14 protein-coding genes are annotated in these 17,296 nt (G+C 73.6%); 5 read left to right on the top strand and 9 right to left on the bottom strand.

Translation table 11 applies throughout. From position 1 onward, the window contains the following. Position 1: 1 nt before the first annotated feature. The 3 genes from IE237_RS18015 (at position 2) to IE237_RS18005 (ending at position 4,240) form a co-directional block, all read left to right on the top strand. The gene (locus tag IE237_RS18015) at positions 2-736 is read left to right on the top strand and encodes an ABC transporter ATP-binding protein (RefSeq protein WP_189803029.1); all 735 of its coding nucleotides are present in this window, start codon (positions 2-4) and stop codon (positions 734-736) included. Beyond that, positions 733-3,597 (top strand): FtsX-like permease family protein, encoded by a 2,865-nt coding sequence (locus IE237_RS18010; protein WP_189803028.1) that lies wholly within the window; start codon positions 733-735, stop codon positions 3,595-3,597. Before IE237_RS18015 ends, IE237_RS18010 begins: the two co-directional genes overlap by 4 nt. A 97-nt stretch (positions 3,598-3,694) precedes the next feature. Then, on the top strand, positions 3,695-4,240 hold the full coding sequence (locus IE237_RS18005) for a bacterial proteasome activator family protein (protein WP_086826813.1): 546 nt from the start codon (positions 3,695-3,697) through the stop codon (positions 4,238-4,240). 95 nt (positions 4,241-4,335) lie between these two features. Here IE237_RS18005 and IE237_RS18000 read toward each other — a convergent pair whose 3' ends face one another. The 7 genes from IE237_RS18000 to pdhA all read right to left on the bottom strand — a co-directional run bounded on the left by IE237_RS18000 (position 4,336) and on the right by pdhA (position 12,457). Beyond that, the gene (locus IE237_RS18000) at positions 4,336-5,322 is read right to left on the bottom strand and encodes an NAD(P)H-quinone oxidoreductase (RefSeq protein WP_189803027.1); all 987 of its coding nucleotides are present in this window, start codon (positions 5,320-5,322) and stop codon (positions 4,336-4,338) included. Positions 5,323-5,357: 35 nt separating this feature from the next. Then, complete coding sequence (locus IE237_RS17995) at positions 5,358-6,419, bottom strand: potassium channel family protein (protein ID WP_229842776.1); 1,062 nt, start codon at positions 6,417-6,419, stop codon at positions 5,358-5,360. A 20-nt stretch (positions 6,420-6,439) separates the two neighbouring features. Beyond that, positions 6,440-7,831 (bottom strand): molybdopterin molybdotransferase MoeA, encoded by a 1,392-nt coding sequence (locus IE237_RS17990; protein WP_189803025.1) that lies wholly within the window; start codon positions 7,829-7,831, stop codon positions 6,440-6,442. Continuing rightward, entirely contained in the window at positions 7,828-8,682 is an 855-nt protein-coding gene (locus IE237_RS17985) for an NTP transferase domain-containing protein (protein WP_189803024.1), read from the bottom strand. Before IE237_RS17985 ends, IE237_RS17990 begins: the two co-directional genes overlap by 4 nt. 144 nt (positions 8,683-8,826) lie before the next feature. Beyond that, positions 8,827-10,251, bottom strand: coding sequence for a dihydrolipoamide acetyltransferase family protein (locus IE237_RS17980; RefSeq protein ID WP_189803023.1), 1,425 nt, complete (start codon positions 10,249-10,251; stop codon positions 8,827-8,829). Beyond that, positions 10,251-11,297 carry an alpha-ketoacid dehydrogenase subunit beta gene (locus IE237_RS17975; protein WP_189803022.1) on the bottom strand — a complete coding sequence of 349 codons (1,047 nt, stop codon included), beginning with the start codon at positions 11,295-11,297 and terminating at the stop codon, positions 10,251-10,253. Before IE237_RS17975 ends, IE237_RS17980 begins: the two co-directional genes overlap by 1 nt. Continuing rightward, entirely contained in the window at positions 11,297-12,457 is a 1,161-nt protein-coding gene (pdhA, locus tag IE237_RS17970; RefSeq protein ID WP_189803339.1) for a pyruvate dehydrogenase (acetyl-transferring) E1 component subunit alpha, read from the bottom strand. The genes IE237_RS17975 and pdhA overlap by 1 nt, the downstream gene beginning before the upstream one ends. 192 nt (positions 12,458-12,649) lie before the next feature. Between pdhA and IE237_RS17965 the strand changes: the two genes are divergently transcribed. After that, positions 12,650-13,174 carry an Lrp/AsnC family transcriptional regulator gene (locus IE237_RS17965; RefSeq protein ID WP_189803338.1) on the top strand — a complete coding sequence of 175 codons (525 nt, stop codon included), beginning with the start codon at positions 12,650-12,652 and terminating at the stop codon, positions 13,172-13,174. A 117-nt stretch (positions 13,175-13,291) separates the two neighbouring features. On the opposite strand, the gene IE237_RS17960 is transcribed toward IE237_RS17965, so the two are convergent. Then, a complete protein-coding gene (locus tag IE237_RS17960; RefSeq protein ID WP_189803021.1) occupies positions 13,292-13,885 on the bottom strand; it encodes a TetR/AcrR family transcriptional regulator in 594 nt (197 codons plus the stop codon). Continuing rightward, positions 13,885-15,468, bottom strand: a complete 1,584-nt coding sequence (locus tag IE237_RS17955) for a 3-hydroxyacyl-CoA dehydrogenase (RefSeq protein ID WP_189803020.1) — start codon at positions 15,466-15,468, stop codon at positions 13,885-13,887. The genes IE237_RS17960 and IE237_RS17955 overlap by 1 nt, the downstream gene beginning before the upstream one ends. A gap of 124 nt (positions 15,469-15,592) precedes the next feature. Here IE237_RS17955 and paaN point away from each other — a divergent pair, with 124 nt between their 5' ends. Continuing rightward, a complete protein-coding gene (gene paaN / locus IE237_RS17950; RefSeq protein WP_189803019.1) occupies positions 15,593-17,290 on the top strand; it encodes a phenylacetic acid degradation protein PaaN in 1,698 nt (565 codons plus the stop codon). The last annotated feature ends 6 nt before the right edge of the window (positions 17,291-17,296 follow it).

Genomic DNA, 17,296 nt, shown 5'->3' with positions numbered 1-17,296 from the left:
CATGTCGACACAGCAGCCCGTGCTGCAACTCCAGAACCTCACCCGCGTCCACGGCGCGGGTGCCACCGAGGTGCATGCCCTGCGCGGCATCGACCTCGCCGTGTACCCCGGCGAACTCGTCGCCGTCATGGGCCCGTCGGGCTCCGGCAAGTCCACGCTCCTCACCATCGCGGGCGGCCTGGACACCCCCAGCTCGGGCCGCGTGATCGTCGAGGACACCGACATCACCACCGCGAGCGTCAAGGAGCTCGCCGCCCTGCGCCGCCGCAGCATCGGGTACGTCTTCCAGGACTACAACCTCATCCCGGCCCTCACCGCCGCCGAGAACGTCGCCCTGCCCCGCGAGCTGGACGGGACCTCCGCCCGCAAGGCGCGTGTCGAGGCCGTCGCCGCCCTGGAGGAGATGGGGCTCGGCCACCTCGCCGACCGCTTCCCCGACGAGATGTCCGGCGGCCAGCAGCAGCGCGTGGCCATCGCCCGCGCCCTCGTCGGCGACCGCCGGCTCGTCCTCGCCGACGAGCCGACCGGCGCCCTCGACTCCGAGACCGGCGAGTCCGTGCTCGCCCTGCTCCGCACCCGCTGCGACGCGGGCGCCGCCGGTGTCCTCGTCACCCACGAGCCGCGGTTCGCCGCCTGGGCCGACCGGGTCGTGTTCCTCCGGGACGGCGCCATCGTCGACCAGACCGTGCGCAGCGAGGCCGATTCGCTCCTCTCGGGCCAGGTGGCTGAGGCGTGAAGACCTGGTTCCACTCCTGGCGGGCCGCGATCCGCATCGCCCGCCGCGACGCCTGGCGTTCCAAGGGCCGCAGCTCCCTCGTCCTCGCGATGATCGCGCTGCCCATCCTGGGCGTCAGCGCCCTCGATCTGACCTACCGCAGCTCCGAACTCTCGCCCGCCGAACGGGTGGAGCGGACGATCGGCGCGGCCGACGCACGCTTCAGGGACGCCCAGGTCGGCGGCGTCCCGATCTTCCAGGACCCGACCGGCGACATACACACGCCGGTCAAGGAGTACGAGAACGAGCCCTGGCCGAGCGGCGCCACGGACGTCACCAAGGCGATACCCGCGGGCTCCACCGTCCTCACCGACAGCAACGCTTCGGCCAAGCTGACGACGACCCACGGTCTGCTCATGACCGAGGTGCGTGAGCTCAAGGCCTCCGATCCGGTCGCCCGCGGCATCATGACGCTCCTGGACGGGCGTTTCCCGGAGAAGAACGACGAGGTCATGGCGACCTCGCACTTCCTGGAGAGCAGCGGTCTGTCGGTCGGCTCGACCCTTTCCGCCCGCAACTTCGACCGCCCCTACCGGATCGTCGGCTCCTACGAACTTCCCGACGCGCTGGGCACCGACCAGGTCAACGCACTGCCGGGAGCCTTCCTCGCCCCGTACGCGAAGGCGGTCGAGAAGGCCGGTCTGCCGGCGCCCGACACCTCCCTCTCGTACCTGGTGCGCAAGGCCGGTGGTTTCACGTGGAACACCGTCAAGGAGATCAACACCAAGGGTGTCGCCGTCGTCTCGCGCGCCGTGATGATCGACCCGCCCGCCGATTCCGAGGTCCCGCTCTACCAGAAGGACGGCTGGGGGAACTACCAGTCCAGCCCGGCGGCCGGCGCCGCCGAGCTCGCCTCCCTCGCCACCGTGGTCGGCCTGGCGATGCTGGAGATCTGCCTTCTCGCCGGACCCGCCTTCGCGGTCGGCGCCCGCCGCTCGCGCCGCCAGCTCGGTCTGGTCGGGGCCAACGGCGGTGCCCGCAGCCACATCCGGGCCATCGTGCTGAGCGGCGGCCTCGTCATCGGCATCGCCGCCGCCGTCACCGGCACCGTCCTCGCCCTGATCCTGACCCTGCTGCTGCAGCCGGTCCTCGAAAGCACCATGGGCCAGCGGTTCGGGGCCTTCGACATCCGGCCCCTCGAACTCCTCGGCATCGCGCTGCTCGCCGTCCTGACCGGCCTGCTCGCCGCGATCGTCCCGGCCGTCACCGCCTCCCGGCAGACCGTCCTCGCCTCGCTCACGGGCCGGCGCGGGATCCGCCGCAGCAGCCGGGTGCTGCCCCTGATCGGTCTTGCGGCCCTTCTCCTCGGCGGCGCGGTCGCCCTCTTCGGCTCGACGGTCTCCGAGCAGGTCACCCTCGTGGCGGCCGGTTCCGCCCTCGCCGAACTGGGCGTCGTCGCCATGACCCCGGCCCTGGTCGGCCTCTTCGGGCGGACGGGCCGCTGGCTGCCGCTCTCCCCGCGCCTCGCGCTGCGGGACGCCGTCCGCAACCGGGGCCGCACGGCACCGGCCGTCGCCGCCGTCCTCGCCGCCGTCGCGGGCACGGTCGCCGTCTCCACGTACATGGCCAGCCGCGAGGCTCAGAACAGGGCCGAGTACGAGGCCACGCTGCCCTACGGCGTCGCCGCCGCCTTCGTCCAGGAGGAGGGAGGCCGGGACGTCCCCGCGGTCCGCGAGGCCATCCAGCGCCAGTTCCCCGTCGACGTCCGTGCCGACGTCGAGCGCGTCTCGGTCGGCAAGCCCGGCTGCCCGCCCTGGGGCGGCGACCCGGCCTGCGGCCGCTACGAGGTCATCGTCCCGCGGGCGAACGAGTGCCCGCTGTACGCGTCGCTCCCCGGCGGCGGCGACCCCTCGGAGAAGTACACGCCCGAGCAGCGGCGGAAGCTGGTCACCGAGGACTGGCGGTGCATGGACTCCGCGAGCAGCGGGATGTACCTCTCCGACGGAGGCCTGGTCGTCGGTGACGCCAAGCTGCTCCAGGTCCTCGGCGTCGACGACCCCGCGACCGTGAAGGCCCTCGCCGACGGGAAGATCGTCAGCTTCAACCGCGCCCTGGTCCAGAAGAACGGCACCATCGCGATCAAGCAGATCACCGACATCGCCGCCGCCGACAAGGCTTCCGAGGAGAACCGCCCCGCCCCGGGCAAGGTCAGCTCCCTGCCCGCCTACCTGGTGCCCGGCGACCAGAAGTCCTACGGCCTCCAGGCCCTCATGACCCCCGCCACCGCCAAGGCCGCCGGCCTCTCCACGGTGCCGATGGGCGTGTACGTCAGCACCGACCGGCTCCCGGACAGCGAGCAGCGCCAGAAGCTCGACGGCGACCTCGCCAAGCTCGGCAGCAACGTCGAGCTGCACCTCGAAGAGGGCTTCGTCAACGACAACGGCATCGTCCTGCTCTCGCTGGCCATCTTCGCCGGCCTGGTCACCATCGGCGCCGCCGGCATCGCCACCGGCCTCGCCCAGGCCGACGCCGAGGCCGATCTGAAGACGCTCGCCGCCGTGGGAGCCCCGCCCCGGGTCCGCCGCACGCTCAGCGGATTCCAGTGCGGAGTGGTCGCCGCGATGGGTGTGATCCTCGGCTCGGCCGCCGGACTGCTGCCGGCCGTCGGACTCCGGCTCACCGAGGAGCGCAACCAGATCCGGATGTACGAGCAGAACGTCGCCGAGGGCTGGAGCGGCGAGCTCACCCCGCCCCACGTGCCGATCGTCGTCCCCTGGGAGACGCTGGCCGGCCTGCTCGTCGCCGTCCCGCTCGGCGCCGCGCTCCTCGCCGCCCTGGTGACCCGCTCGCGCGGGGCACTGGCCCGGCGCGCGGCGACCTGACGGTCCTCGTTCCCGTCCTGTGCCCCTGTACGAGGGTGGATCACCCCCGTACAGGGGCACACCCTGTGGTGACGCATGTGTACGAGAGAATGGCGGCATGGAGATGCCGAGGAATGACAGGTCGCAGGAGAGCCCCCAGGTCCTCATCGTGGGACAGGACGGGATGGCCCTCGGCGGCGCTCAGGGCGACGACGAACCCCGCGAGGTCCCGGTGACGGAAATGGTCGAGCAGCCTGCGAAGGTCATGCGGATCGGCAGCATGATCAAGCAGCTCCTGGAGGAAGTACGGGCGGCACCTCTGGACGAGGCGAGCCGGGTCAGGCTCAAGGACATCCACGCGAGCTCCGTGAAGGAGCTGGAGGACGGGCTCGCACCCGAGCTGGTCGAGGAGCTGGAGCGGCTCTCCCTGCCGTTCACGGACGAGGCGATCCCCTCCGAGGCGGAGCTGCGCATCGCGCAGGCGCAGCTCGTGGGCTGGCTGGAAGGCCTGTTCCACGGCATCCAGACGGCGCTCTTCGCGCAGCAGATGGCGGCCCGCGCCCAGCTGGAGCAGATGCGCCGCGCACTGCCTCCGGGTGCGTCGCACGACGATGACGACGACCACGGCCACGGGCACGCGGTGCGCTCGGGACCGTACCTGTAGATCGCGCAGGCCACGAAGGTCGTACAGGTCACGCAGGCCGTACACGGAGAAGGGCCCGGCACACGGGGTGTGCCGGGCCCTTCGCTTCCTCCGGGTCAGGCGCCCGGCACGAGCAGCAGGACCTTGCCGACGTGGCCGCCGTCCTCCAGCGCCCGGTGCCCCTCGGCGGCGTCCGGCATCGGCACCGACCGGTCGACGACCGGGCGGACCGTGCCCGCGCCGATCAGCGGCCAGACGTGCTCGCGGACGGCGGCGACGATCGCCGCCTTCTCCGCCGCCGGACGGGACCGCAGCGTGGTCGCCATGACGGCGGCGCGCTTCGCGAGCAGCGCCCCGAGGTTCAGCTCGCCCTTCACCCCGCCCTGGAGGCCGATGACGACCAGCCGCCCGTTCACGGCCAGGGCCTTCACGTTCCGCTCCAGGTACTTGGCGCCCACGATGTCGAGGATGACGTCCGCGCCCGCCCCGTCCGTCGCCTTCGCCAGCTCCTCGACGAAGTCCTGCTCGCGGTAGTCGATGAGGATGTCCGCGCCCAGCTCCGCGCAGCGCGCCAGCTTCTCGGGGCCGCCGGCGGTCACCGCGACCCGCGCGCCGACGGCCTTCGCCAGCTGGATCGCCATCGTGCCGATGCCGCTAGCGCCGCCGTGCACGAGCAGCGTCTCGCCGGGGCGCAGGTGGGCGATCATGAAGATGTTGGACCAGACGGTGCACGCGACCTCGGGGAGCGCGGCGGCCGTGGCGAGGTCGACGCCCTCCGGGACCGGCAGCAGCTGGCCGGCCGGGACCACGACCTTCTCCGCGTAGCCGCCGCCGGCGAGCAGCGCGCACACCTCGTCGCCGACGGCCCAGCCGGCCACCCCGGGGCCGAGCGCGGTGATCCGCCCCGCGCACTCCAGGCCGGGATACGGCGAGCTGCCCGGCGGCGGGTCGTAGAAGCCCTGGCGCTGGAGCAGATCGGCACGGTTGACCGCGCTCGCCACCACCTCGACGAGCACCTCGCCCTCGCCGGGTACGGGATCGGGCACCTCGGCCCAGACGAGGGCCTCGGGACCACCGGGTTCCGGAATCGTGATCGCATACATGGCGGCGAGGCTACTCCGGCCCCGCGGGGCGCGCGTCAGTCCTCGGGCGGCGTGGAGAGCGGCGTCACCGGTGCGGCCCGCACGATGGTGATCACCCGGTCGGTGAGCTGGAGCGGGCTGGCCGCGGGGTCGTCGTAACCGAGCAGCCGGTGGCCCCGGAGCACGCTCACCACCAGGTCGCCGGTCTCGCGCACGCTCTTGCCGACCTCGCTCTTGGTCACCGGCCGTTCCACGAGGTCCAGGCCCGAGCCCTGCTGGATGAGGTCCTCCATCACCGTGCCGGCGCTGGGGCTGAGCACGGAGAGGCCGAGCAGACGCCCGGCGGCGCTGGCGCTGGTGATGACCGCGTCCGCGCCGGACTGGCGGAGCAGCGGCGCGTTCTCCTCCTCGCGGACCGCGGCGACGATCTTCGCGCCCCTGTTCAGCTGGCGTGCCGTCAGGGTGACCAGGACCGCCGTGTCGTCGCGCTGGGTGGCGATCACGATCTGCCGGGCCCGCTGCACCTCGGCACGGAGCAGCACGTCGCTGCGCGTCGCGTCGCCGATGACGCCGACGAACCCGTCCGCGTTCGCCGTCTCGATCACCTTGGTGGAGGGGTCGACGATGACGATCTGGTCCTTGCGGAGCCCGGTCGCGCAGAGCGTCTGGATCGCGGACCGCCCCTTCGTCCCGAAACCGACGATGACGGTGTGGTCGCGCAAGGTGGACCTCCAGCGGTTCAGCCGGAACTCCTCCCGGGTCCGCTCGGTGAGGACCTCGAGAGTGGTGCCGACCAGGATGATCAGGAACAGCACGCGCAGGGGCGTGACCAGCAGGATGTTGGCGAGCCGCGCCGTGTCGCTGTACGGGACGATGTCGCCGTATCCGGTGGTGGAGAGCGTCACGGTCGCGTAGTAGGCGCAGTCGAGGAAGTCGAGCGTCTCGTCGGCGTTGTCGTGGTAGCCGTCGCGGTCCACGTAGACGATGAGGATCGTCACCAGCAGCACGCCGAGCGCCATGAGCAGCCGCTTGCCGACCTGACGCAGCGGCCTCTCGACCACTCTGCGCGGCAGCCGGATCTGCGGGCCCGTGATCCGCTCGTCCGCGTGGCGGGCCATCACGTCACGACTGGGAAGTTTCACGTGAAACACGCTCCTTGGGCCGGTACGGCGCCCGACGTCGGCGGCCAGGGAAGGTCGAGGACGTCCAGCTCCTGGCCGGACCGGGCGCCACCGGGCGGGACGACGGCCATGCCGTCCGCGACGGCGATGCCCCGGAGCATGGCCGGCCCGTTGTAGCGCAGGGGAACCAGCTGCTCGCCCCGGCGGACGACCGGGACGAGCCGGGTGTCGTACGGATGCCCGTGCACCTCGTCCAGAACGGGCGCGCGGCCACCGGAGGCGGAGGTGCCGGCCAGGGCGGCGAGCAGCGGTTCGGCGAGCGTGAGGAGCCCGGAGACGGCGGCGAGCGGGTTGCCGGGCAGGCCGACGAGGTGGCGGTGGCCGCCCAGGGCCGCGAGGAGCATCGGGTGGCCGGGACGGACCTTCACCCCGTCGACCAGGAGCGTGGCGCCCGCCTTGTCGAGCACGCGGTGGAGGTGGTCGACAGGCCCGGCGGCGGTGCCTCCGGTGGTGACGACCAGGTCGGCGGCGGAGCCCGTGACGGCCGCGTACAGCTCCTCGGCGTCGTCACCGATCCGCCGGGTGGCGAGCACCTCGGCGCCGAGCGCCGCCAGCCAGGGGCCGAGCATCGGGCCGAGGGCGTCACGGATGAGTCCCTCGTGGGGGAGTCCGGCCGTGAGCAGCTCGTCTCCGAGGACGAGGACCTCCACCCGGGGGCGCGGCGGTACGGGGAGCTCGTCGTATCCGGCGGCCGCGGCCAGGCCGAGGACGACGGGGGTGACCTCGGTGCCCGCGGGAAGCAGTTCGTCCCCGGCGCGGCACTCCTGCCCCCGGGGCCGGATGTCCTGTCCGGGGACCACATCACGCAGGGCGTGCAGCACGGGCCCCGGCGCGGCGACGGCTCCGGGCCGCTCCGTGTCCGCCGGCTCCGTGTCCGCCGGCTCCGTGTCCGCCAGCTCCGTATCCGCCGGCTCCGTATCCGTCCGCTCCGTCCGCTCCGTACGGGAGTGCTCGGTACGGATGACGGCGGTGGTCCCGGGCGGGACGGGGGCGCCGGTGGCGATCCGTACGGCCTCGCCGTCGGTCAGTGCGGCGGCGGGCGCGTGACCGGCGAGGACGGGGGTCTCCGTACGCACCGTCCAGGGCCCCGGGCCCGCGACGGCCCAGCCGTCCATGGCGGAGGTGTCGAAGGAGGGCAGGTCGGTGAGGGCGAGGAGCGGCTCGGCCAGGGTGTGGCCGAGCGCCTGCCCGAGCGGGAGCCGCCGTGGCTCGCGCCCGGCCCGGGCGGCGGTCCCGGCGCGGGCGGCGGCGGCCCGGGCCTCGGGCCAGGCGGTGGCGCGGTGCGGCGGCTCGGCCTTCGCTCCGGTGGCGGTTCCCGGGGCCACGGGGACGGGCTCCTTCAGGGTCATCCGGCCTCGTCCTGCTCGGCGGCCCAGCGTTGCGCGAGCGCCGCGGCCTTGCGGGCGGCCTCGGCGACGGCCTCGGGTCCGCCCTCGGAGCCCGCGCGGGCCGCCGCGTAACCGACCAGGAAGGTGGTCAGGGGCGCGGCGGGGCGGGCCACGCCGTGGGCGGCGTCCCGGGCGAGGTCGAGCAGCACGCCGGTGTCGACGTCCAGTTCGATGCCCAGTTCGTCCTTGACTGCGGTGATCCATTCATCCAGCACGGTCCCATGCTCCCTGATGCGGGCGCGGGCCGTGGCGATGTCCTCCCAGGTGTCGCAGTCGAAGGAGGCGAGGGGGGCCGCGGCGACCCGGGTGAGGTGCAGTCCCCCGGTGAGGAGACGCAGCGGCCCGCCGGCGAGGGTGCCCCGCCGTTCGGCGAGGAGGGCCAGTTCCCGCAGGAGCGGGGTGCGGCGGTACGCGGCGACGAGCGGCTGGTCCCGGCCCTCGTCGTCGGTGAGGAGCGCGGCCTCGGCCCCGGGAGCCTCGTCGAGGGCGTCGAGGAGCCGGCGGACGGTGGCCCCGTCCAGGAAGGGCAGGTCGGCGGAGAGGACGAGGAGGACGTCGGCGCCGGTCTCCCGGGCACCCGCGTCGAGGGCGGCCAGCGGGCCGCCGCCGGGCGGGTCCTCCCTGGTCCAGCGGACGGGGCGGGCGGTCGGGCGGGGGTCCGCGACGACCACGGTCCGGCCGGCGTCGGGACAGGCCGCGAGCACCCGGTCGAGGAGCGTCCGTCCCCCGACCCGTACGCCGGGCTTGTCGGAGCCGCCGAGGCGCCGGGCGGCGCCCCCGGCGAGCACGACGGCGTCGTATGCGGTGGTCACCCCAGCAGTATGGGCCGCCGGGGCTCACCGCTGTCGGGCCCGTCTCCTCTGCTGAGACGGGCGGGTCGGCTGAGACGGGCGGCTCCGCCGAGAGGCGGGCTCGGTCGGCCGCACCGGACGGGTCGTCCGGTGCGGCCGTCCGCGTCAGACCGTGCGGAGCAGGACGGCGGGCTGTTCGACGCAGTCCGCCACGTACCGCAGGAAGCCGCCCGCCGTGCCGCCGTCGCAGACGCGGTGGTCGAAGGTGAGCGAGAGCTGCACCACCTGACGGACGGCCAGTTCGCCCTGGTGCACCCAGGGCTTGGGGATGATCCGGCCGACACCGAGCATGGCGGCCTCGGGGTGGTTGATGATCGGCGTGGAGCCGTCGACCCCGAACACCCCGTAGTTGTTGAGGGTGAACGTGCCGCCGGTCAGATCGGCCGGGGTGATCGCGCCCTGCCGGGCCGCCTCCGTCAGCCGGGCGAACTCCGCCGTCAGCGACTCGGCCGTCCGGCTCCCCGCGTCCTTGACCACGGGGACGACGAGTCCGCGCGGGGTCTGGGCCGCGAAGCCGAGGTGCACGGACGGCAGCCGGACGATCTCCCGGGCGGTCGTGTCCACCGTGGAGTTGAGCTCGGGGAACCGGGCCAGGGCGTGGACGCAGATGCGCGCGAGGAGCGCGAGCAGCGAGATCTTCGGCCCGCCTGCCGCGTTCATCGCCGTCCGTGCCGCCATCAGCTCGGTCGCGTCGGCGTCGACCCAGCAGGTCGCGTCCGGGATCTCCGTACGGCTGCGGGACAGCTTGTCCGCCACCGCGCCACGGACCCCGCGCAACGGCACCCGCTCACCGGCCGGCGCCGCGACCGCCGCGGCGGGTACGGGCGCCGGGGCGGCGACCGGCCGCTCCAGGGCGGCGAGGGCCAGCTCCACGTCCGCCCGCAGGATCAGCCCCTCGGGCCCGGATCCGCGCACCTCCCGCAGGTCGAGACCCCGGTCACGGGCCAGCTTCCGCACCAGCGGAGAGATGACGGGCAAGGGGCCCGTGTGCCCGGCCGACGCCGGCACCGGAGCCGGAGCGGCCGCCGGAGCCGGAGCGGCCACGGAGGCTCGGGCGGGGGCCGGAGCCTGGACGGCCGCCGGAGCCCCGGTCCCGGCGGGAGCCTGGGCGGCCGCCGGGTTCGCGTGGCGCACCCGGCGGCGCCGGGCGGCCGGCCCGGCCGTGCCGTAGCCGACGAGCACGTTGCCCGAGTACTCCGAGGAGACCGCCGCGTCCGCGTCGGCGCCGGCCACCGTCGGTGCCGCTCCCGGAGCGGCCTCCGCGAGCTCCTCCGGCGCGCCCGTGCCACCCACGGCGACCGTCAGGAGCGGTGCTCCGACGGGCAGTTCGGTGCCCTCCTCGCCGTACCGGGCGGTGACGACACCGCCGTACGGGCAGGGCACCTCGACCATCGCCTTGGCCGTCTCGACCTCGACGACCGGCTGGTCGATGGCGACGACGTCGCCGACGGCGACGAGCCAGCGCACGATCTCGGCCTCGGTGAGTCCCTCACCGAGGTCGGGCAGCTTGAACTCCAGCACCTGTGCCATCAGCTCCCCGCCTCCCACTGCAGCCGCGCCACCGCGTCCAGGACCCGGTCCACGCCCGGCAGATGGTGCCGCTCCAGCATCGGCGGCGGGTACGGGATGTCGAAGCCCGCGACCCGCAGCACCGGCGCCTCCAGGTGGTGGAAGCAGCGCTCGGTCACGCGCGCGGCGATCTCCGCGCCGGGGCCGCCGAAGCCGGTCGACTCGTGGACGACGACCGCGCGGCCGGTGCGCCGCACCGAGGCGCAGACGGTCTCGTCGTCGAACGGCACGAGCGAGCGCAGGTCGACGACCTCCAGGTCCCAGCCCTCGGCCTGGGCGGCCTCCGCCGCCTCCAGGCAGACCGGCACCGAGGGACCGTAGGTGATCAGGGTGGCGCCGGTGCCCCGGCGCCGCACGACGGCCTTGCCGATCGGTTCGACGGCCGCGGGCGCCTCGGGGGACCAGTCGGACTTGGACCAGTAGAGCCGCTTGGGCTCCAGGAAGACCACCGGGTCGTCGGAGGCGATGGCCGCGCGGAGCAGCCCGTAGGCGTCCTCGACGGTCGCCGGGGTGACGACGTGCAGTCCGGGCGTGGCCGTGTAGTAGGCCTCGGAGGAGTCGCTGTGGTGCTCGACGCCGCCGATCCCGCCGCCGTACGGCACGCGGATGACGATCGGCATCGGCATCGCGCCGCGGGTGCGGTTCCGCATCTTCGCCACGTGCGAGAGCAGTTGCTCGAACGCCGGGTACGCGAACGCGTCGAACTGCATCTCCACGACCGGCCGCAGGCCGTACATGGCCATGCCGACGGCCGCGCCGAGGATGCCCGCCTCGGCCAGCGGGGTGTCCGTGCAGCGGTCCTCGCCGAACTCCTTGGCGAGTCCGTCGGTGACCCGGAAGACGCCGCCGAGGGTGCCGACGTCCTCGCCCATCACATGGACGGTCGGGTCCTCGGCCATGGCGTCGCGCATGGCGCGCTGGAGCGCCTGCGCCATCGTGGCCGGCTTCGACTTCCCGGCGTTCCCGCCGGTCCTGGCCGCCGCGGGGCCGGTCGTCGCGGTCGTCATCACGCCTCACCCTCGGCTTCGAGCTCGGCGCGCAGCTGCGCCGCCTGTTCACGCAGCTGCGTGGTCTGCTCCGCGTAGACGTGGGAGAAGAGCTCCATCGGGTCGAGCACCGGGTCGGCGTTCATCCGTTCACGCAGCTCCGCCGCCATCGTCTCGGCGGCCTCGGCCACCGCGCGCCTGCCGTCCTCGTCGAGCAGGCCACGCTCCGTCAGTTCCCGTTCGAGCAGCAGGATCGGGTCGTGCGCCCGCCAGGTCTCGACCTCGCCGGCCGCGCGGTAGCGGGTGGCGTCGTCGGCGTTGGTGTGGGCGTCGATCCGGTAGGTGACGGCCTCGACGAGGGTGGGTCCGCCGCCGCGCCGCGCGCGGGCCACGGCCTCGGTGAGCACCTGGTGGACGGCGACCGCGTCGTTTCCGTCGACGAGCCGGCCCGGCATCCCGTACCCGACGGCCTTGTGGGCGAGGGAGGGGGCCGCGGTCTGCTTGGCGAGCGGCACGGAGATCGCGAAGCCGTTGTTCTGGACGAAGAAGACCACGGGGGCCTGCCAGACGGCGGCGAAGTTCAGCGCCTCGTGGAAGTCGCCCTCGCTGGTGCCGCCGTCGCCGACCATGGCGAGGGCGACGACGTCGTCGCCCTTGAGGCGGGCGGCGTGGGCGAGGCCCACGGCGTGCGGGAGCTGGGTGGCCAGCGGGGTGCAGAGCGGCGCGATGCGGTGCTCGTGCGGGTCGTACCCGGTGTGCCAGTCGCCGCGCAGCAGGGTCAGGGCCTGGACGGGGTCGAGGCCCCGGGCGACGGCCGCCAGCGTGTCGCGGTACGAGGGGAAGAGCCAGTCCCGCTCCTCCAGGGCGAGGGCGGCGGCGATCTCGCACGCCTCCTGGCCGGTGGTGGACGGGTAGACGGCGAGCCGTCCCTGCTTGGTGAGGGCGGTGGCCTGCGTGTTGTACCGGCGGCCGCGGATCAGCTCCGCGTAGAGCCGGAGCAGCAGCGCGGGGTCGGCGTCGGCCACGGCCTCCGTGCCGAGCACGCGCAGCGGCTCGGCCTCGGGCAGCAGCGGCGCGGGGTCGGTGCGCGGCTGCCAGGCCGGCGGCGGGGTGTGCCGGTGGGCGGGAACGGCACCGGGCGGCTCTTGGACTGTCGAACTGCGCTGTTGCAACGAGTCCACCTCCTCGTGGGAGCGGGCATAAGACCCGAAGGCGGGTGGCGCGAGTGTGGCGCGCCTCACCTACCGATTGTTCGGTCGTGGAGGCATTTTGGCTACAGGCACCTCCAGCCTGTGGACAAACGGTTCTCCACAGCCTGGGATAAGGGCAGGTCGTCCACGGGAGAGAGGCGGGGGCACATGGCGGATGAACAAATGGCCGAGGACTGGGAGCAGGTCGTCGCACCGGCGCCGACGGCGGGGCTCACCGGGCCTCCGGCACGCCCGCTGGACGCCATCGACCGCGACATCCTGCGCATCCTGCAAACGGACGGCCGCGCCTCGATCCGCTCCGTCGCCGAGCGGGTGCACGTCTCGCGGGCGAACGCGTACGCGCGCATCAACCGGCTCATCGACGACGGGGTGATCCGCGGCTTCAGCGCGCGCGTCAACCACGAACGGGCGGGGCACGGCGCCTCCGCCTACATCACGCTCAAGATCGTCCAGAACTCCTGGCGCACCGTGCGCGAACAGCTCCAGGCCCTGCCGGGAGCCGCGCACATCGCGCTGGTCAGCGGCGATTTCGACGTCCTGCTGCTCGTCCACACCCCCGACAACAGGACCCTGCGCGAGCTGGTGCTCACCAAGCTCCAGTCGATCCCCGAGGTGCTCTCCACCCGGACCCTGCTGGTCTTCGAGGAGACGGACCTGGACCCGGACCACCGCGACCCGGGCCGCTGAGCCCGCGGTAGCCCGCGGTAGCCCGTACGAGGGAACGGCGACCGTACGGGCCACCCCCGGGCCCGTACGGAGGATCAGCGGGCCGCGCGGGCCGCCGCCCCGGGCCCGTACGAGGGATCAGCGGGCCGTCCGCAGCCCGTCGAAGGCCAGGTGGACGACGGTCTCGGCGAGCTGCTCCCGCTCCGCCGTCGCGTCCGGATGCGGCCGGTACCACTCCACCAGCGAATTGATCATGCCGAAGAGGAGCCGGGTCGCGAGCCGGATGTCCACGTCGGCCCGCAGGTCGCCCTCGGCGGCGGCGGCCTTCAGCAGATCGGCAACCTTGTGGTCGAACTCGCGGCGCCGCTCCATCGCCCACCGCTCGGTGGCGGTGTTGCCCCGCACCCGCAGCAGCAGCGTCACGTACGGCAGCTCCGCTATCAGCACCTCGACGGTGCGGCGCGTGACGTACTCGACCCGGTCGACGGCCCGGCCGCGCCCGGCCCCCGGCTCGTCGAGCACCGTGAAGAGCCCGTCGAGCGCCCGGCTGACCGCGCGCCGCAGCAGTTCTTCCTTGCCGGACACGTGGTGGTAGATCGAGGACTTCGAGATCCCGGCCGCCTTGGACAGGTGCTCCATCGACGTGCCGTCGTAACCGCGCTCGTTGAAGACCCGCACCGCGACCGAGAGCAGCGTCTCGGGGGTGTACGTGTCGCGCTTCGCCGTGGTCATCAGGAGTCCTGCCCTTCCTCGGCGTATCCCCGGCGGGCGGTGGCCAGGCTCGGCGCGTACCGCCCCGTCGGATAGCGCGTGTGCAGCTCCAGGAGAAGGTCCCGCACGCGCGCGTGCCCCACCTTCCCGGCCCACTCCAGCGGGCCGGCCGGGTAGTTGACCCCGAGCCGCATGGCCGTGTCGACGTCCTCGGCGGTGGCGACGCCCCGGGCGACCGCGTCGGCCGCGAGGTCGGCGAGCATGGCGACCGTCCGGGCGACGATCATGCCGGGGACGTCGCCGATCACGGACACCTGCTTGCCGAGCGCCTGGAAGAGGCCCACGGCCTCGGCGAGGGACTCGGCCGAGGTGTGCTCGCCGGTCGCCAGGACGATCCGGGTCGCGCGCGCGTAGTCCAGCGCGAGATCGAAGTAGATGATCTCCTCGCCGTAGTACTCGAAGGCCGTCTCGCCGTCGGCGAGACCGAGCCGGGCGCCGCCGGGCAGCTGGACGTACCCTTCGCCGCTCCTGCGCCGGACCTTGATCCCGGCCTCCTCGAAGAGCCCGACCAGCGGCTCGGCGGGCCCGAGGTCGCCGCGCACGGCGATCCGCTCGGGCGCCTCGGCCGGAGGCGCGGTGTGCGGTTCGGGACGCTCGGCGCCCTCCGCGTACGAGAACCAGCCGTGCCCCGACTTGCGGCCGAGGCGTCCCGACTCGACGAGCCGGCGCTGGGCGAGCGAGGGGGTGAACTTCGGGTCCTGGTGGAAGGAGTCCCAGACCGACCGGGTGACGGCCTCGTTGACGTCCTGGCCGATGAGGTCGGTCAGCTCGAAGGGCCCCATGCGGAAGCCGCCGCACTCGCGCAGGGCCGCGTCGATGGTGGCGGGGTCGGCCCCGCCCTCCTCGAACACACGGAGCGCCTCGGCGTAGAAGGGGCGGGCGACCCGGTTCACGATGAAGCCGGGGGTGTCCGCGCAGCGCACCGGCGTCTTGCCCCAGCCCTTGACCGTCTCGTACGCGCGCGTGGCGACGTCCGGGTCGGTGGCGAAGCCGCTGACGACCTCGACGAGGGGGAGCAGCGGCGCCGGGTTGAAGAAGTGCAGGCCGACGAAACGGCCGGGCAGCCGCAGCCCTCCCGCGATGGCGGTGACGGAGAGGGAGGAGGTGTTGGTGGCGAGGACGGTGTCGTCTCCGACGATCTTCTCCAGGTCGGCGAAGAGCCGCCGCTTGACCGAGAGGTCCTCGACGATGGCCTCGATCACGAGGGCGGCGTCCGCGAGCTCGGCGGGGTCCTCGGCCGCGTGCAGCCGGCCGACGGCGGCCTCCCGGGCGGCGGCGTCGAGGCGTCCCTTCTCCACGAGCCGGTCCAGGCGGGCGGTGAGGGCGGCGACGGCCTCGGCGGCCCGGCCGGGGGCGCTGTCGTAGAGGCGCACGGGATGGCCGGCGACCAGCGCGACCTGGGCGATGCCCTGGCCCATGGTCCCGGTGCCGACGACGGCGACGGTGCGGTCGCCTCCGATGCCCGGAATGCGGTCCTGTCCCACGGCGGCGGTCTCACTGGCGGTCACGTCGTCGCTCCCCCTGACGGTCACGTTGGCGCTCATAGGAGTGATCCTCCCCGATGGGTTTTCCACAGGATCGACGGACCCCCTTGTCCCGACCGATCGTTCGGTTACTCTAACTCCGTACGCGTCTCCCTGCCCAGCTCGACGAGGAGTTGGTCCATCCATGGCCACCGCTCAGCTGACCACCGACCGTCTGGCCGAGAAGCACCGGTCCACGCTCGACCAGGCGCTCGACACCATTCGCACCCGCGCCTACTGGTCGCCGTACCCCGAGCACCCGAAGGCGTACGGCGCGGACGGCTCGCTCGACGCGGCGGCGGGTCTCGCCGCCCACCAGTCCCTGCTGAACACCCGCTTCGACCTCGACCAGCCCGGCACGGACGGCTGGACCGGCGCCGAGACCTCGCCGTACGGCCCGTCGCTCGGCATCGAGTACCCGCACGCCGACCTCGACGTGCTGCTCCCCGCGATGCGCGCGGGCATGGGCGCCTGGCGCGACGCCGGCGCCGAGACCCGCGCCCTGGTCTGCCTGGAGATCCTCGCCCGGATCTCCGCCCGCACCCACGAGTTCGCGCACGCCGTCATGCACACCAGCGGCCAGGCGTTCATGATGGCGTTCCAGGCCGGCGGCCCGCACGCCCAGGACCGCGGCCTGGAGGCCGTGGCGTACGCGTACGCGGAGCAGACCCGCACACCCGCCGGGCGGGCCGGCTGGTCCAAGCCCCAGGGCAAGCGCGACCCCCTGGAGCTGAGCAAGGAGTTCACCCCGGTCGGCCGCGGCATCGCCCTGGTCATCGGCTGCAACACCTTCCCCACGTGGAACGGCTACCCGGGCCTGTTCGCCTCCCTCGCCACCGGCAACCCGGTCCTGGTCAAGCCGCACCCGCGCGCCGTCCTGCCGCTCGCGCTCACCGTCGAGGTCGCCCGCGAGGTGCTCGCCGAGTCCGGCTTCGACCCGAACCTGGTCACGCTCGCCGTCGAGCGGCCCGGCGAGGGCATCGCCAAGACCCTGGCCGTCCGCCCCGAGATCCGGATCATCGACTACACCGGCTCCACCGCCTTCGGCGACTGGCTGGAGGCCAACGCCCGCCAGGCCCTGGTCTACACCGAGAAGGCCGGCGTCAACACGGTCGTGGTCGACTCCACCGACGACTACAAGGGGATGCTCGCCAACCTGGCCTTCTCGCTGTCCCTGTACAGCGGCCAGATGTGCACCACCCCGCAGAACCTGCTGATCCCCCGCGACGGCATCACCACCGACCAGGGCCCCAAGTCGTACGACGAGGTCGTCGCCGACCTCGCGGCGGCGGTCGGCGGCCTGCTCGGCGACGACGCCCGGGCGAACGGCCTGCTGGGCGCCCTGGTCAACCCGGACGTGAAGGCGCGCCTGGAGGCCGCCGCCGGCCTCGGCGAGGTCGCGCTGGCCTCCCGCGAGGTGGTCAACCCGGAGTACCCGGACGCCGTGGTCCGGACGCCGGTCATCGTGAAGCTGGACGGCACCAAGCCGGACGCCGAGGCCGCGTACTTCTCGGAGTGCTTCGGCCCGGTCTCCTTCGCCGTCTCGGTGGACTCCACCGCCGACGCCCTGGAGCTGCTGCGCCGCACGGTCCGCGAGAAGGGCGCCATGACGGTCGGCGCCTACACGACCTCGGCGGACACCGAGCGCGCGGTGGAGGAGGTCTGCCTGGAGGAGTCGGCCCAGCTCTCGCTGAACCTCACGGGCGGGGTGTACGTGAACCAGACGGCCGCGTTCTCCGACTTCCACGGCTCCGGCGGCAACCCGGCGGCGAACGCCGCGCTGTGCGACGGCGCCTTCGTCTCCAACCGCTTCCGGGTGGTGGAGGTCCGCCGCCAGGCCTGATGCACG

The organism is Streptomyces tanashiensis (genome assembly GCF_014648895.1).
In the GTDB taxonomy this organism is placed as follows: Bacteria; Actinomycetota; Actinomycetes; order Streptomycetales; family Streptomycetaceae; genus Streptomyces; species Streptomyces tanashiensis.
This window is presented reverse-complemented; position numbering and strand designations above follow the sequence as displayed.

Coding starts and splice junctions, on each gene's coding strand:
- IE237_RS17990 (WP_189803025.1), bottom strand. CDS start 7,831: ATGACCCTGAAGGAGCCCGTCCCCGTGGCCCCGGGAACCGCCACCGGA.
- IE237_RS18000 (WP_189803027.1), bottom strand. CDS start 5,322: ATGTATGCGATCACGATTCCGGAACCCGGTGGTCCCGAGGCCCTCGTC.
- IE237_RS17955 (WP_189803020.1), bottom strand. CDS start 15,468: ATGAGCGCCAACGTGACCGTCAGGGGGAGCGACGACGTGACCGCCAGT.
- IE237_RS18015 (WP_189803029.1), top strand. CDS start 2: ATGTCGACACAGCAGCCCGTGCTGCAACTCCAGAACCTCACCCGCGTC.
- IE237_RS17980 (WP_189803023.1), bottom strand. CDS start 10,251: ATGGCACAGGTGCTGGAGTTCAAGCTGCCCGACCTCGGTGAGGGACTC.
- IE237_RS17960 (WP_189803021.1), bottom strand. CDS start 13,885: ATGACCACGGCGAAGCGCGACACGTACACCCCCGAGACGCTGCTCTCG.
- IE237_RS17975 (WP_189803022.1), bottom strand. CDS start 11,297: ATGACGACCGCGACGACCGGCCCCGCGGCGGCCAGGACCGGCGGGAAC.
- IE237_RS18005 (WP_086826813.1), top strand. CDS start 3,695: ATGGAGATGCCGAGGAATGACAGGTCGCAGGAGAGCCCCCAGGTCCTC.
- IE237_RS17965 (WP_189803338.1), top strand. CDS start 12,650: ATGGCCGAGGACTGGGAGCAGGTCGTCGCACCGGCGCCGACGGCGGGG.
- IE237_RS17995 (WP_229842776.1), bottom strand. CDS start 6,419: ATGGCCCGCCACGCGGACGAGCGGATCACGGGCCCGCAGATCCGGCTG.
- paaN (WP_189803019.1), top strand. CDS start 15,593: ATGGCCACCGCTCAGCTGACCACCGACCGTCTGGCCGAGAAGCACCGG.